At 43.3% G+C, this 15,451-nt stretch carries 16 protein-coding genes; 7 read left to right on the forward strand and 9 right to left on the reverse strand.

The window, feature by feature from the left end; genetic code table 11:
• The first annotated feature begins 8 nt into the window (after positions 1 to 8).
• Positions 9 to 668 (forward strand): metallophosphoesterase, encoded by a 660-nt coding sequence (locus A3860_RS18940; protein ID WP_216823471.1) that lies wholly within the window; start codon positions 9 to 11, stop codon positions 666 to 668.
• Positions 665 to 1,012: a hypothetical protein gene (locus A3860_RS41660; protein ID WP_216823472.1), complete on the forward strand. Its 348-nt coding sequence runs from the start codon at positions 665 to 667 to the stop codon at positions 1,010 to 1,012. The genes A3860_RS18940 and A3860_RS41660 overlap by 4 nt, the downstream gene beginning before the upstream one ends.
• Before the next feature lie 48 nt (positions 1,013 to 1,060).
• Here the strand turns inward: A3860_RS41660 and A3860_RS18945 are convergent, their stop codons facing one another.
• On the reverse strand, positions 1,061 to 1,510 hold the full coding sequence (locus tag A3860_RS18945) for a LytR/AlgR family response regulator transcription factor (RefSeq protein ID WP_081148468.1): 450 nt from the start codon (positions 1,508 to 1,510) through the stop codon (positions 1,061 to 1,063).
• 561 nt (positions 1,511 to 2,071) lie between these two features.
• On the opposite strand from A3860_RS18945, the gene A3860_RS18955 reads away from it, so the two are divergent.
• The 3 genes from A3860_RS18955 (at position 2,072) to A3860_RS18960 (ending at position 3,652) form a co-directional block, all read left to right on the forward strand.
• Positions 2,072 to 2,638, forward strand: a complete 567-nt coding sequence (locus tag A3860_RS18955) for a hypothetical protein (RefSeq protein WP_143774178.1) — start codon at positions 2,072 to 2,074, stop codon at positions 2,636 to 2,638.
• A gap of 95 nt (positions 2,639 to 2,733) precedes the next feature.
• The gene (locus tag A3860_RS41165; protein ID WP_158085307.1) at positions 2,734 to 2,886 is read left to right on the forward strand and encodes a hypothetical protein; all 153 of its coding nucleotides are present in this window, start codon (positions 2,734 to 2,736) and stop codon (positions 2,884 to 2,886) included.
• On the forward strand, positions 2,873 to 3,652 hold the full coding sequence (locus A3860_RS18960; RefSeq protein ID WP_081148476.1) for a gliding motility-associated C-terminal domain-containing protein: 780 nt from the start codon (positions 2,873 to 2,875) through the stop codon (positions 3,650 to 3,652). The genes A3860_RS41165 and A3860_RS18960 overlap by 14 nt, the downstream gene beginning before the upstream one ends.
• Before the next feature lie 78 nt (positions 3,653 to 3,730).
• Here the strand turns inward: A3860_RS18960 and A3860_RS18965 are convergent, their stop codons facing one another.
• From A3860_RS18965 to A3860_RS18975, 3 genes are all read right to left on the reverse strand, one after another.
• On the reverse strand, positions 3,731 to 4,480 hold the full coding sequence (locus tag A3860_RS18965) for a hypothetical protein (protein ID WP_081148478.1): 750 nt from the start codon (positions 4,478 to 4,480) through the stop codon (positions 3,731 to 3,733).
• A gap of 350 nt (positions 4,481 to 4,830) precedes the next feature.
• Positions 4,831 to 6,819 carry a T9SS type B sorting domain-containing protein gene (locus A3860_RS18970; protein ID WP_245843574.1) on the reverse strand — a complete coding sequence of 663 codons (1,989 nt, stop codon included), beginning with the start codon at positions 6,817 to 6,819 and terminating at the stop codon, positions 4,831 to 4,833.
• A 149-nt stretch (positions 6,820 to 6,968) separates the two neighbouring features.
• Positions 6,969 to 7,736, reverse strand: a complete 768-nt coding sequence (locus A3860_RS18975) for a helix-turn-helix domain-containing protein (protein ID WP_081148483.1) — start codon at positions 7,734 to 7,736, stop codon at positions 6,969 to 6,971.
• Positions 7,737 to 8,114: 378 nt separating this feature from the next.
• Here A3860_RS18975 and A3860_RS18980 point away from each other — a divergent pair, with 378 nt between their 5' ends.
• On the forward strand, positions 8,115 to 8,549 hold the full coding sequence (locus tag A3860_RS18980) for an SRPBCC family protein (protein WP_081148486.1): 435 nt from the start codon (positions 8,115 to 8,117) through the stop codon (positions 8,547 to 8,549).
• Positions 8,550 to 8,720: 171 nt separating this feature from the next.
• Here the strand turns inward: A3860_RS18980 and A3860_RS18985 are convergent, their stop codons facing one another.
• The 4 genes from A3860_RS18985 to A3860_RS19000 all read right to left on the reverse strand — a co-directional run bounded on the left by A3860_RS18985 (position 8,721) and on the right by A3860_RS19000 (position 13,757).
• Entirely contained in the window at positions 8,721 to 10,868 is a 2,148-nt protein-coding gene (locus A3860_RS18985) for a sensor histidine kinase (protein ID WP_081148488.1), read from the reverse strand.
• 51 nt (positions 10,869 to 10,919) lie between these two features.
• A complete protein-coding gene (locus A3860_RS18990; RefSeq protein WP_081148491.1) occupies positions 10,920 to 11,309 on the reverse strand; it encodes a response regulator in 390 nt (129 codons plus the stop codon).
• A gap of 229 nt (positions 11,310 to 11,538) precedes the next feature.
• Positions 11,539 to 12,168, reverse strand: a complete 630-nt coding sequence (locus tag A3860_RS18995) for a response regulator (RefSeq protein WP_081148493.1) — start codon at positions 12,166 to 12,168, stop codon at positions 11,539 to 11,541.
• 122 nt (positions 12,169 to 12,290) lie between these two features.
• Positions 12,291 to 13,757 carry a PAS domain-containing sensor histidine kinase gene (locus A3860_RS19000; protein WP_143774179.1) on the reverse strand — a complete coding sequence of 489 codons (1,467 nt, stop codon included), beginning with the start codon at positions 13,755 to 13,757 and terminating at the stop codon, positions 12,291 to 12,293.
• Between the two features lie 436 nt (positions 13,758 to 14,193).
• On the opposite strand from A3860_RS19000, the gene A3860_RS19005 reads away from it, so the two are divergent.
• Entirely contained in the window at positions 14,194 to 14,586 is a 393-nt protein-coding gene (locus A3860_RS19005) for a response regulator (protein WP_081148499.1), read from the forward strand.
• An 84-nt stretch (positions 14,587 to 14,670) separates the two neighbouring features.
• Here the strand turns inward: A3860_RS19005 and A3860_RS19010 are convergent, their stop codons facing one another.
• On the reverse strand, positions 14,671 to 14,973 hold the full coding sequence (locus A3860_RS19010) for a hypothetical protein (RefSeq protein ID WP_081148502.1): 303 nt from the start codon (positions 14,971 to 14,973) through the stop codon (positions 14,671 to 14,673).
• Between the last annotated feature and the right edge of the window lie 478 nt (positions 14,974 to 15,451).

Below are 15,451 nucleotides of genomic sequence, written 5' to 3' on the forward strand. Positions count from 1 at the left end.
TATACTAAATGAGAAAATTTGTAATTGGAGATATTCACGGTTGTTATGACGAATTAATTGAATTGACTGAAAAAGTTGGTTTAACAGACAATGATATGCTTATTTCGTTGGGTGATATTGTTGACAGAGGGAACAAATCGAAAGAAGTGTATGACTATTTCTTAAATCGGCCTAACAGCAAGGTCCTGATGGGAAATCACGAGAGGAAACACCAGAATGGAATTTTAAGTTATGCCCAGGAAATAGTAAAAGTTCAGTTCGGAGATGAGTATGAAGAATTTTTGAAGTGGTTAAACTCACTCGAATATTATTATGAAACAGAAGAAGCAATTATTATCCATGCTTTTTATGAACATGATAAAGACCTTAAAGCGCAAAGACAGGATGTATTATCCGGTTCAACATCAGGAGACCGGTATTTAGAAAAGAAATACCCTGAAGGTAAATTCTGGACTGAATTTTATACAGGAACAAAGCCAATTATTTACGGGCATCATGTAGTAGGAGCGTATCCTAAAATAATTAATAATACCTACGGCATTGACACTGGAGCCTGTCACGGAGACTATTTAACAGCCATTGAGCTACCTGGATTTATCATCCATAAGGTCAGGGCAAAAAGGATTACTGGAAAGAAGAACAAAAAAATTGGCAAATCCCGGTTTTGAAAGCGAAGAACTGGAATGAAATGCAATTTGAAGAAATAGACAGGCAACTTGACAAACTGGCTTACATTGAAGAACCGGCTACTATGAATTACCTGGCAGAAATTAAAAATTGGAAACAGGACCTTCAGGGTACCTATCCGCTTATAAAGAAGTGTATTGACGACTTTACAAAGCGGCTTTTGGAAACTCATCCGGAGAATTTCAGTATGGAAGCAAACAAGCACTATTTCAAAACATATATTTTTAAGAGCAAAGCAAACAGCCTCACTATTGAGGACTTACAGAAAGGCTTAAATACGCCCAATAAAATTTTGAGCATAAAGAAATTGTTGAGAATAGAATAGTAGTCCTTTATAACCTCTTGAGATTATTCAGGTCAGTATTCAGCACACTTATTTAGGTAATTGGGATTTTGCAGCGCGTAATGGTTTAGGGCTGGGTTTGGCTTCTTTAGTCTCTACAGTCACTATAGCTTCTGCGGCTTCTTCCGTTTGGCCGATTGCGGCCGTATCAAGTATAACGACCTCCCTGGTTAATTGAACATAGTATTGCCTGGAAATGGGCAGTTCAAGATCTGGGATCGATTTAAATTTTACAATATCCCTTTTCACCACATCGATGTAATCAAGTGATACGGCATATGAACGATGAATGCGTTGAAATTTGTTTTCAGGCAATAAGCTCAATGCTGCATCCAATGTGATTCGTACATAATGGAATTTCTTCTTATCCTTTTCCTGAAATGTCGTGTAATTATTATCGGCTGCGAGATAAATGATCTCATTGATATCGATCTTTTTTAGACAGCCTTTCTTTCTATAAAAGAAATGTTGTTTGGTCATAGCAGTCCAGGTTAGGATTTCAGTTGAATTGGTTAATAATACCCTGTATTCAAATATACGATTTATTGAATGTGATTTGCTCCGGTAGTTCCAACCTTCTTCTGTAAAGGTTATATTAACCCTCTTTTATCCATGTGCGAACCTTGTGGTAAACCAGCTTTCTGCCTATGAAGCATACAGCATTGGTACAAGGATGATACAAGCTCTAGACAAGTTAAATACATGGTTTCAGAACCTGAAGACCTGGTTTATATATTGTTATGGTATAGATGACACATTCTTTATGGCTGATCATTTATGTCTGGGGCACTACATTGGACAGCAACGTAATCCATTCACCACAAGTTTTCCCGAAGCCCACCACAGGTTTTGGAAAAGCCCACCACATACTAAAAAATCAGGTGTGGGCAACGATGTATTTTTGGGTTGTTAATCGATGCTGTTGAGGCTTCGCTTAATGCCAAACGAGAGGAGCGACTTGCAAGGCATTCTTCAGCAGCAGGGATTAACCTAAAACATTTTTTTAACCAAAATTTTCAAACATTAAAAACACATTTACTTATGGCAAAGATCAATGAAAACCCGCTCGTGCGCGGAGCGCGGGGTAACTTTGGTAAACAATATGTTTACCGTAAGCGCGGAAATGACACCTTTTTAACTCGCATGCCTGTTAAAACAGATGCACCTCCTTCAGAAAAGCAGGAAGTACAACGCGATCTGTTCGCAGCAGCATCTCAATACGCTACGGGCGCAATGAACGACCCGGCGCTGAAAAAGGCATATGGTAAAAAGGCGCCACCTGGCAAAACAGCCTACAACATGGCGTTCAGAGATTTTCTGAGAGCGCCAAAAGTGCGGGTCATCGATACCGAAAATTACGATGGCAAGCCCGGCTCAACGATTGTTGTAACTGCCAGGGACGATTTCAGGGTGGTTTCAGTTACAGTTAGCATTTATTCAGCCGATGGACAATTGTTGGAAAAAGGCGAAGCTGTGCTGAACCCATTATACAGGGAGAAATGGTCCTATACCGCTACTCTAAGCAATACATTGCTGACCGGTAGTAAAATTAAGGTAGTGGCCCGTGACCTTCCTGGTAACCCGGGAATGGGTGAAGTCACTTTATAGTATCATTATTTTTTAACCTAAAACAATCCCTCGCTTAATCGCGGGGGATTGCTTTTATCGATTCTTCTGGATAAAATTTATGAAAACGGGCTCTTTTGTCATCTGACTATAACCGGAATGCCGTTTTTGATAATGGTGAATCGGTAACTGTTGCTGTTCCCAATAATACAACGGCTGTTACTGTAAACTGGACCGGCTTACCAACCTGGTTACCAAAAGGAACAGCCACCGGTTATGGTTTCCGTTAAAATAGCGCTTCACCAACCGCCTGTATTTGCTGTGCATCCGTCAACAGCCAGTGTTTGCGAAAAAGATACCGTTCGGTTAAGCGCAGCCGGTGGCGACGAATACACCTGGCTGGCAGCAAATAATTCTATATTGGGGAATACGGCCGACATCATGCTGAAGCCTGCAGCAGATCAAACATACCGGGTGCGCATAAAAGAGAATACCTGTAATAATGTCGATACCATCAGCATCCCGGTCACGGTAAAAGCAATTCCAACACCGGTGATCACCAAGTCGAATGATATCGATTGTTCAACGGGACAGGCAATTTTACATGCAGGCGGCGGCATCAGCTATGAATGGGATGCAGCGCCGGGCATACAAAATATTAATTCTGCCAACCCTACAGTAACGCCGCCGCAAACAACAACTTATTCGGTTAAAGTAACCAATACCCAGGGCTGCTCGGCAAAGGATTCCATTACCGTGCTGGCCGATTTTGCAAAGGCAATGAGCACCTACCCGGTACCGAATGCGTTTACGCCGAATAATGACGGAAAGAATGACTGTTTCGGTTTAAAACGCTGGGGGCAGGTAATAGAACTGAAATTTGAAGTGTTTAATCGCTGGGGTGAACGGGTGTTTACAACCACCGACCCCATGCAATGCTGGGATGGCAGGTTTAAAGGCGAATTGCAACCCGCCGGCGGATTTGTTTACCGGATAAAAGCGGTTACCCGCTGTGGATCAATAAGCAGATCGGGTATGGTTATGTTAATAAGATAGTTATTCTTCTATATAAAAACAATCCCGCCTCAATGTAATTGGGGCGGGATCTTTTTTCGTTGGCCAGTTTATTCAGGATTATAATAATTTGGTCGAGAACTTCCATATCTCTTCGGTATAGCCGCTGATCAGTACCAATTCGGTTGAGCTGATCGCTTTGATATTCCAGATACGTTGCTGGTTTTCGATGGTTACGATGATCGATCTTTTATCGGGCCCAAACTCCCATTTACCACTTTCCGTAACCTTTAATGACTGGGCTTCGTAATCGCCATTCTGTTTAAAATGCGCATAAGCACCTTTGATCAGTTTACTGGCAAATTTTACCTGGGCTTCTGTTCTGCCAGGGGCCTCGCGCCGCTGTAAGAACCATTTTTTGCTGATCTGGTTCTTGGTGGCAGCAACAGTTTTAATTTCAGGAAGCGGTTGTTCAATGTTATCTGATGGGGTAATATCGGTTCTTGTCATAATAAACGATCCTTCGCCCATGGTAAGGATCAACTTATCATCACCCAGCCCGATGATCTGTGATTCATTTGAATGCCCTTTGTAAGAAGTTAACCGTACTTTGCTCGTTGATTCGTTCATGCTCCATACGCCCTCATCGATGTTGTTCATCACAAACGCTTTGTAATGTTTGTTCTTTTTAAAATAAAGGGTCATGGCTCCGAAATATTCTTTGGCAATTTTTAAAGTGGCAGTATCGTATTTTTGTTTATTGTAAACGTCGTAATATTTCCATTTTCCAACCAGCGAGTCAGTTTTCTGGGCTTGTACAGACAGCGATAAACCAATAGGAATTAGGAATAGGAATCTAAGTTTTGTCATTTTTGTGATTTGTACGGTTCCTGGCTCTTAATCCACCGGTGGATATTCTCCATAACGCTTGGTAAGGGCAGGTAATTGCACTTGTAGGATTTATTTTTGCAGGGGAAGATAGTAACTTTGCGTCATCAGTGCAAGCGCCTTTCACCGTCCCGCTCCATCCTGCCTGGCCATTGGTAAGCTTTTAATGAGTGAAGAAAGGATGTTACCTGCAAATAATGGGCATTGGGATTGATATTTCGCAAGAAATGACGGCGTGAATAATTTTTTTCAGGGGTTTACACAATAAAAAAATACCTGTTTTCTTGCCCTTTCATCCTGTAAATACATGAAAAGTTCTGAATAGTTGCCGGTTACCTGAGCAACACGGTGGTTCCCCGCCTGAATACTTTTTCGCCTGTATCGATCAGCGTATATCGCAATTGCCACACAAATACACCCGTTGATTGCAGCTGGCCGTTGAAGCGGCCATCCCATTTGTTCGTCCAGTTGGTTGAACGGAACACAACCTGTCCGTACCGGTTATAAATATAAAATTCAAGATTGGTCGCTTTCCAGGCATTGAGCGGATACAGGTAGTCGTTCTTACCATCGCCATTCGGCGTAAATGCATTGGGCACCGTAATAAAACAACTGTTCACCACTTTCATTTGATGCATGGCCGTATCATAACAATGCAGATCGTTCTCCACAATTAATCGTATGGTATACAATTTTGACCGGGCGCCGGTAACAGGTGGATACGCTTCGGGCAAAGGTTGCTTTAAAGAACTGGTATTGCCATTTCCGAGATCCCAATTCCAGGAAATGATCTTGCCAATACTGCTGTCTGTAAACACGGCTTTGTCTTCGGGGCATAAGACCTCAGGATAGCCAAAGGCTGCATTCAGTTCATTGTCGAGCAGCACTGTGGTGCCCGTACTATCGCGGCAGACCCCGTTCGATACAGAAAGACCGATCTGTTTGGTGCCGAACGTGGAGAAAATATAGGTGGGGTTTTGTAAAGTACTGCTGCCTTCGTTATTGAAATTCCAGTTCCATTGATTTACATTATTGGCGCCATTGTGAAAACCCTTTACGGTATCGGTGCTGCAACCATACAAAAGTTTATAGGTAAAGCCGGCATTAACGGTATCTGCCGTAGAAAAGGGCAGGGAAGAACCGGCAGGTGTGGACTGTCCGCATTCATCAACCACTGTATTACCATCGTTACCATTCTTCAGTTTTATGAGGTAATTGCCTGCTGTTTGCAGCGGCGCCGATAGCTGCAGGAAGATAGATGTTGTAACGCCGCTTACACAATTACCCGAAGCGCCGGTGATGGTAACAGGTGTTGTTCCGGTAATAATGAAATCGCTGCCATCGGCGGCAATCGTATTGCAATTCATCGGTTTTTTAAATACCAACTCCAGTTTATCGGGCGCGCACCCAACCGGTTTTATGCTGTCTAAAGGTGTGGGTTGAACCGCGAGGACCGTAAAGGCGAGCACATCGCCCGATGGAATATTGCGGTCGCAGTTATCGAGCAGGGTATTGCCATCGGTTCCGTTCTTAATGGTTACGGTGTAATTGCCCGGCGGTAATGCATTGCTCATGGTAAGCACCACCGTATCCATATCGAAACTGTTGCTGCAGCCCAAACCGGTAGCCAATACAATGGTAGCTGCGGCTGGTGATAAGCTGAAGTCGCTGCCATTGGTAGCCAGGCTGCTGCACTTCATCTTTTTGTTGGTGACTACCGTTACGGTAACACCGCCGCAACCCGGCCAGCTCTTGCTTATTGCCGGTTGTAAGGGATCGGTAATGACCGCCGTACCACCGCCAAAAGATAAACCATACCCACTTTGCGAATCGGTAAAATGGCTTATCAGCAACAGGTAGGTATGTCCCTGTTGCAGGGTGGGCATTTTGCTGAATGTATTTTTATTTTCACTGGGATCAGAACCGCACTGAATAAAATCAACGCCGGCGTTAGAAGCGCCGGTAAGGCCATACGTGCCGGCCCAGTTACCGGTAACTATCAGGGAGGAATTGGTAAAAACTTCATCGGGGTTGTGGCCGGTTATGTCGTACAACATCCAGTCGTAATCGTCGCCGAGGTCTTTGGGCGTGATCAAAAAACCTAAAGTGCCGGTTTGGTAACAGGTGAACCGGTACCAGTATGGGTTTTTATCGCCATAGCCGGCTCCTGCGCCACAACCGGGAACCGTAAGATTATGCGTTCTGCAAATGGGTACATTGGTTTGGTTAAAAGTATCGACCCCGCAAACAGGAAAGGCTGTTGAAGGCGTTTGCCCCAACGTAGTGCAGTCTTGCGCAACTACACGGCTACACAGTAACATAACTACAAACAGCCCGGTTATTCTCATTCGCATAGGTCAATTGACTAATAAACATTTGCTAACGTTGCAACCCGGTTAAATATTAGAGTTTTTCAGTTTGTTATTTTTTAAGTTGTTTGCCTGTGAACTAAAAACTAACAAACTAAAAACTACCATTCAGGTGGTGTTTTAAAGAAATCAAGTGGCGCCAGCCCGGTAAACGCCCGGAAATCTTTTATAAAGTGTGCCTGATCGTAATATCCTGCCGCATATGCCGCGTCGGTTAAACTGGTATAGCTGGAATAATTATCGATCAGGTGCTTCAATCGAACTATAACCGAGAAATGTTTGGGCGATGTACCTGTTATCTTCCTGAACCTTTTTTCAAAAGGGTCACGGCTGATAGGCAGGTTCAACAACATGTCTTTTATTTTAATATCTCCCTTCGACTGCCTGATCTGCTGAATGGCTTCGCTCACCAGCAGGTCGGTTTGGGTTTTCTTCAGTTCAGATAATAAAAAACGTTCAACTATGAGTATGCGCTGGCTGTCATTGGCAGCTGCCGCCAGCTCTTCTTCAATGGCATTCACTTTCGACCGTTGAATAAGGTAATCGAGTGAAACGCTGATACCGCCCAACTCATGCAAAGGTTCTTTAAAAAAAGCAGCGGCCCCGCCTTCTTTAAAAATGATGAGCAAATTGGACGACCCTTTTTTATAATCCACGAGGCGGCTCGATTCACGGATACCCGTAATTGTCGATTGTGGAAATGCCTGGGTGTCGTTATTGTCGGCAAAAGAAACATTTCCCCTAAGCCTGAACGCTATTACGATGGAGGTATCGGGTAAGATCCGGTTCACCATTCCCTGTTCGCTTTCAAGGATGAGGAAAGTTTTAATATATGGTTGTAATACAGGAGAAGGAAGAAAGTGCGCCATGGTTTTTATCCGGAATTCATTTCAGTAATACAAATCTACGAACCTTCCCTAAGAATGGTTGGCCGTTTAACAAATCACCAGTGTACAACTACCGAAACAGGGGAGATGTTCAAAAATAAATTTGTGTAACCATGGGGTTACGTATATATTTGCAACCAGATGGTTACGTAACGCGTTGTGCCCACCCTGCCTGTACTACGCGTGGTACTGGCAAATAAATTGATGTTGACAAACAGGGGGCACCCTCTGTTAAACAGGTGCATTATGCCCCTTGAAAAAGCCCCGGCAATCATTCAGGAACGCAAATCAAAATAATTGCAGATGAAATGATGAACTCCCCGTCGGGGCGGGCATCCTGATCATATTAAAAAATTACAGATGAAAAATGAACCTATCATTATTGAACGCATGTTCAATGCACCGGCCGACAAAGTATGGAAGGCCCTGACGAACATAGAAGAGATACGCCAATGGTATTTTAAACTGGCTGATTTCAAAGCGGAGAAAGGATTTGAATTTGATTTCGAGGGCGGGCCCGATGACAGAAAGTACCTGCATAAATGCCGTATCACAGAAGTGGTGCCCGGTAAAAAATTGCAGTACAGCTGGCGGTATGAAGGCTATGAAGGCAATTCTTTTGTTACGTTTGAATTGATACCCGAAGGCGGTAAAACCCGGCTTAAACTCACCCACGAAGGACTGGAGACCTTCCCAATGAACAATCCGGATTTCGACAAAAAGAACTTCCTGCAGGGCTGGACGCACATCGTTGGTACATCGCTGAAAGATTTTGTAGAAAAGGTGAGCGTTTAGAAAACGAAATAAGAAGTAGGAAGTAAGAGGTAAGAAGAGTCTGAATGTCGAAGCTCATAATCGCTATTTGTTGCGAAGCCCGAATTTCGGGTTCTTCGTACTTCATACTTCTTACTTCCAACTTCATTCTATGGCAATCAGCAGCCTCTCTTAACCACTCAACATTGATTATCAAAAACAGGCCGGTATAGTCACCTTCAACTTACACCCGCATTCCGGCGCACTTTGCAGCTCAACGGTTCCATTATACAAATTGGTTCTGTCGTAGATATTGCGCAGGCCGATCCCCTTTGTTTTTTTCAGGGGATCGAACCCCACGCCATCGTCCTGCACAATGAGGTCAACAGTATGGATATTGAATTGTAATTGTATCAGTATGTTGCTGGCCTTGCTGTATTGAACGGTGTTCTTTAATTGTTCCTGCAGGATCCTGTACAACGCGATCTTTTTGCCTTCGGAAATATTTTCCTTACCATGTTTTTCATACAGAAAACGGATCCTGAACTTGCAGGTAGTTTTAATATCATTGACCATCTCCCGTATGCTATCGGCCAGGGTTTGCTCTTTCAGTTTGGGCAGCACCATTTCCCTTGATATGGCCTGTATTTCGGTGATGGCTGTATTCAGCGACTCTACCACTTTTTTCGCGATCATCTTATTGCCATCGGCTGGTTTTAACATGCCCATATACAGCTTGGCCACCAGTAACAGCTGGTTGATGTTATCGTGCAGTTCCTGCCCCAGCCGGGTGCGTTCTTTTTCCTGGGTATCGATGATCGATTTGGCGATCTCTTTCTGGTGTTTGATCTTTTCCTGCAGCAACCGGTTCTCCAGCTCTTTTATTTCAGTGAGGTCAACCAGGGAACCAATGATCTTTACCGGGGTATCCTGTTCATATATAACAATGCCCCGGTCGCGAACCGTTCTGTACGAACCGTCGGGATATTTAAACCGGTATTCCCATTGCCAGCTCGATTGTTTATTATGCAGCAGGTTGTTGGTATTTAATTCAACCCGGTCACGGTCGGCCGGGTGAATACGGTTGCGCCACCACGTAAAACCTTTTGTTTCGAGCTCGCTTGAACCAATGATATCAATAATGGCCTTACTGCGGAAGAACTGATCGGTTTGCAGGTCCCATTCCCACACAGCTTCGGTGCCTACCTGGGTAAGGTGGATAAGCCGTTCATTTGCCCGTGCAATTTCTTCATGCACGTTGTACCCATAGGTAATATCGAGCGCTTCGCCACCCAGCAGTTTCTTATTTGAGTTGTTTGGAACCTGAAAAATATGGACCAGGAAATAAATGTTGCTGCCATCGGCTAACGGATGCTTATAGATCTTTTTATGGGCAATACCGGTAGCCAGCACCGTGCGGTGCTCTTTTTCAAAAATATCTTTAAAGAAAGGGGGAATTACATCCACCGCTTTTTTATTCAGGTCTTTTTCAGAAAGGCCCAAATGGCGAAGGAAAGGGGGATTGGCAAAAATGAGCTTTTCTTCATCATCTATCAGCCAGGTCATGGCCGAAGTGATGTTCAGGAATTCTTTCTGGAACAGGTCTTTGTCGTATGCCGGCGGTTCTTTTTGCCAGGGCAGTTCTTTAATAATGGTAATAAAAGAAAAGGGTACGGTACTGGCGTCATCAAAGAGTGGATAAAAGCAGAAATGTAGCCATTTACTTTCAGGCCGGCCGGCATGTAATTCGATCACCTGCTCATAGGCCCTGCCTGAAAGTAAAGCTTTCATAGGATGTGATTCTTCAAAGGATGCCGGATCGGTAAAAATTTTTAAGGGGGTGCAAAAGTCTGCTAACTGCGCATTATCACGCAGACTTTCAGGATTCGTGTTTAATAAGTTGGCGGCTCTGTCGTTGGCGTCAATCACATTACCATGCTCATCCATTACCAGGATGCCGGGAACAAGGGGATCGGCCGGTGAAAAAGAGCCATTTTTATTGGTTGGTTTTTCGATGATCGGCTTTTGTCCAATGCAAAAAAACAGTGGTGGTCGGTTGCCGGTAGTTTTTAACCGGGCTATATGCCAGGCCGCTTTGTGAACAGAACTGTTTAAAAGATTCATGTTTAAAAAAGAAGGGTGGGCTGCAAAGCCGGCCTCCTGTAATGCATCTTTTAAATTCTGAATGCCAACGGGCGAAAGAAAATGAAAAAAAAGGTTTTTCCAGGGATTGGTATTTCCGATATGGATACAGTTGGCCAATGGATCATTGGCATATTGAATTACGCCGCTTTCATTGATAACGGCGAAGAAATCTTCATCATAAATATCAGCAATCGTTACAAGTTCTTCTTTAGTCATACGGGCGACGGGTTTAATTTTTCACCTGATAACCAATGAAGGGTTATTCAGTTAGTTTTGGTGCTGTAGTTCTTCACAGATCCTATTGGTCTTGTATTCGATCTCTTCAAAATCGAGTGACTTATCGAAAAAGTGATCGGCGCCGGTTGACAGGCAAACCTGTTTATAATAGTCATCGGCATGATTACTGATCATCCACACCCTGGTGGCGGGGTACCGGTTTCTGATCAACTTCAGTAATTCAATGCCGTTTTTACCGGGCATACTGATATCAAGTAATACTAAATTAACCTTTGTGCTCAGAAGCCACTCAACGGCTTCTTCATAATTGCAGGCTTGTAAAACAGGATGAAGGTTTCGATTATTGAGTAAGCAGGTAACGCGTTGTCTGAATAACCTGGAATCGTCGACAACCATCACGGTGAATCTTGCATCAACCATGGCCTTTGCTTTGTATCAAATTTAACATATTAACCCACTTTTAATAAATAGTGCAGTCTATGTTTATTTTGTAATTATAACTACTGTGAGTTTGTAGTATAAATTCGACACCGTGCGAACGAATGATAGTTTTTAATGAGTGTATAAAAACGCTTTTTTATTTTAAGCGTACATTTTACCATTAATGGCCATGATTTTCATGGGGTTAACAAAAAGCCTGTTCATTTCTTCATTCAATCAGCTTTTTCTCCAGCGCATAGCGAATGAGATCGGCATTTGTTTTAAGGTTCATTTTGGTGAGAATGCGCGCCCGGTACGTGCTGATGGTTGTAGTGCTTAATGATAGTATTTCACCTATTTCGGAAACTGATTTGCCGGCTGCCAGTAACCTGAACACGTCAAATTCCCGGTCACTGAGCCGTTGAAAAGGCTCCACCTGGTTCTCTTCTTCCAACTGGGTGGCAAGGGTTTCGGCTAAAGAAGGAGTAATATATTTTTTGCCGGTCAGCACTCTTTTAACTGCATTCACCAGCTCTTCGTGGGCGAGGTCTTTACTGCAATAACCAGAGGCCCCTGCTTTTAATGCGCGAATGGCATATTGCTCTTCGGGATGCATGCTCAGAATAAGTACCGGCAGGCGGGGGTGGCTCTGGCGGATCTGGTGCAACGCCTCAAGGCCGCTGCGGCCCGGCATTGAAATATCGCTGATAATTACATCCCATTGGCCATCATTGGCCTTTTGCAACAATTCCTCGGCATTGCTGCATTCTTCAATTTCACCAAACGGGTATTCATCCAACAAGATCTGCTTCAGGCCCTTTCGAACTATAGCATGATCATCGGCAACCAGTACTTTCATGGTCGGGTCAATTTTTTCAATCAATTATTGCCCCGATACGTACGCATCAGGGTATTTTCAATAGATATGTAAAAAATCATGTGCAACGAATACTGCGCTCTTAAACGGAATTGTCTGATACTTTATATATCCGTTTGTGGTGTGGCAGTATCATCAGATAAAATGGAGGTGGTAATAACGATCGTGGTACCTTCCCCCGCCTTACTGTTTATTTCAAACCGCCCGCCCATCATGTGCGTGCGTTCTTTCATCCCCAATAATCCCAAAGTTTTTTTTATGCCCAGTGTCTGCATGTCGAACCCTATTCCATCATCTTTTATGGTCAGTATCAACTGGTCATTTTCAAGCTGCATATTGCTGAAAACATTTTTAGCTTTTGCGTGCCTTGCAATATTGGTCAGCGCTTCCTGGTATATCCTGAACAGGGAAGTGGCTATTGCATTGCTGACCGGCAAATGTGCCATGCCCGGTTCAAAAGTGATTCGTATGCCCGACCTTTTTTCAAATTCCTTGCTTTGCCATTCTATTGCTTCTATAAGTCCCAGGTCGTCGAGCATACTGGGGCGCAGCTCGGTAGCAATGCGGCGTACTGTTTTAATGGTTTCGTTCAGGAGCTGCAATGTATCACCTGTTTTTTGCAGAACAGCAGGATCTTCATATTGCTGCAGCTTCTGATGCAGCCACGAGATATCCATTTTCAGAATGGTAAGCTGTTGCCCCAGTTCATCATGAATTTCACGGGCAATGTTTTTACGTTCTGCTTCCCTGATATCCAACAGGTGGTCGCTCAACTCACGCAACTGGGCCGTTGTTTTACGGAATTCCCGGGTCGCTTCCATTAAAGCCAGTTCCGTTTTTTTCTGTTTTGTAATGTCTCGTATATAAGAAAATATGCGGCCGTCGGCCAGTTGTTGCAGCATCAGTTCTGCATGCCAGGGGGAACCATCTTTTGCCCGCATCTTCTTTTCCAGTATTATCTTTTCATTGGGGCGCCAGGCTGTTCCTTCAGGCAGCGATCTTTCTGCTTCATCAGGATGAAACAGGTCCTTTAATAGTTTATTCAACAGCTCGTGCCGGTTGTACCCGGTTAAACAACAGGCATTGGTATTGGCATCAAGGCAATGGTATGTTTTGCTGAAAAGCATAACAGCTTCGCCGGGCCGGTTGTTGGGCCATTGAAAAATTTCTTCTCCATTAAGCAATGCCTGATCGTCATCAAGGGGTTTGTAAATAAATAAATACCCGCCAGTGGGTGTATAAGGCGCAATGGCATGCCTGGTAATGTGAACTGGTATTTTTTTACCGGCTTTGTTTATATATTCTGTTATCCCCTTTATAAAGGCTGTATGCTTTATTGAAAGTGGCTGGCCGTTTGTTGCAGTATAGGTTGAAATAAGAGAGGTGATGTCGAAGCCCAGTACTTCCTGTTGCCCGTATTGAAACAGGTCGGCTGCGGCTTTATTACAGGCAGTGATCACAAAACCGGCGTCTGTAAACAGAGCGGCTTCGCTGATGTGCTGTACAAGCAATTCGTTGGTTGTTTTGGCAGGGATCTCGTTTTCCATTTGAATTACGACATACGTATTCACTCAGAACACTTTTCATTCATTACACTTTTCATAGAAAACGATTCGGGTAACAAGATTACCTCATATTTTTTAATTAGCAATAAGATACAGTAGAATTGTTAGTAACTAATTACACTTTGCTAATTATTTTAAAAAGTGTCTTTGTTACGTTATTCTTAGGAATTATAGAGATAAAGGAAAACCTTTATTTCAATAAAGTGATAACATTGGTTTCGCCGTTTATAGTGCTGCTATATTTTGACAGCCTCATAACAAAGTTACCTTTGCATTAGAACGATTCTTGCCATTTGAACTCTTTAAACCCCGCCCTCGATCATCCGGTTAAACCTGTTAAACCTCTACCTGTAAAAGGTTTTATAAATGTTGGGTTCGCTGTACAAGTGTATGGTATCAGTTGGCTGTATGATACAGCGAAAGCACACTAATTTATGTAATTATGAACAGTTTAGGAATCAAGGTGGCATTGGTTGATGATGCTTCTGTGATCAGAAGCAGCATACATGAAATATTAACCCTGTGGGGTTATACTGTTGTACTGAAAGCTATTCATGGCAAAGATCTTTTCAGGCAATTAACTGCATTCAATGCACCCGATATTTGTATTACCGATCTGCATATGCCGGTAATGGATGGCTATGAAACTATCAAAGAACTGAAAGAAAAATGGCCCGATATCAAGATCATTGCGTTCTCCATCACCAATAGTAAAAGGGAAGAGGAAAAGGCCCTGGAAGCAGGCGCCCATGCTTTTGTTTCCAAATTAAGCGCCATCACCGAGCTGAAATTAGTTTTGCAGAACATGCAGGAAACTGCGGGGCATGACTGCTGAAGAAACAGGTATAGCTATTACCCTCTTACTATATACCGGTACCAGATCAGATCATCTTTCCATAATTGTTGTATCCGTACTTCGTCATCCGGGGCTTCGCCGGGTTTCGATCCACAATTCTATTCCATTCTCAACTACCTTTTTTTGTTGCAACAGATCGGTAATGGCCAGTTGAATGTATACCGCTTTTTGATCGTTATACATGCAGCACAGCATTTTCGATGTTTTATCGTACCACGATTTAAGACCGGGTTGTTGCGACAGCGCCGCTACCGGTGCGGGCATTTCCGGTTCAAGATTGATGACCGCCTGCGCGCCGGAATATAAATAACCGCCTGAAATAAATAGTGCGGTGAGAATTGATCGCCTGAATTGATAAAAATGCATACCCACTTTTTTAAACCTTTACACACCCAAACCTTCTATTACGTTTATGCCTGTTTGAATTTAAGCAAAGTTTGTTAGTGTTTTTTAAGCTGTCTTTCGCGGCAACCGGGGGGCTACAATTTGGATTATGTTAAAAACTCAATTGCTGGTAAAAGTTGTAGCTCCCCCTTCGCCGCTTTAGCTACTGTTATTAACAAACTGAAGGTAGGAGCAATGATTTATATAGAAACAAACAAATAGATGAACTGGGAAAATGTATCGGGGAAGTACTCAGGGAATTACTTGTTTTTGTCTCCCGGACTTTTGGGGTTTTCCACATTTTATTCATAATCCCGGTTGCGCCCTAATAATTCTTATAACGAGGCGTTGCGTAAAAAGGGCATAGTATTTGAAATTATTAACAGTTCGGATGTGCGGAAAGAACCGGAAAGCCGTTAAAGTACTGAGTGAAAATTAAAAATCCGGATGTCAGCATCTA

Source organism: Niastella vici (genome assembly GCF_002077945.1).
Taxonomy (GTDB): domain Bacteria; phylum Bacteroidota; class Bacteroidia; order Chitinophagales; family Chitinophagaceae; genus Niastella; species Niastella vici.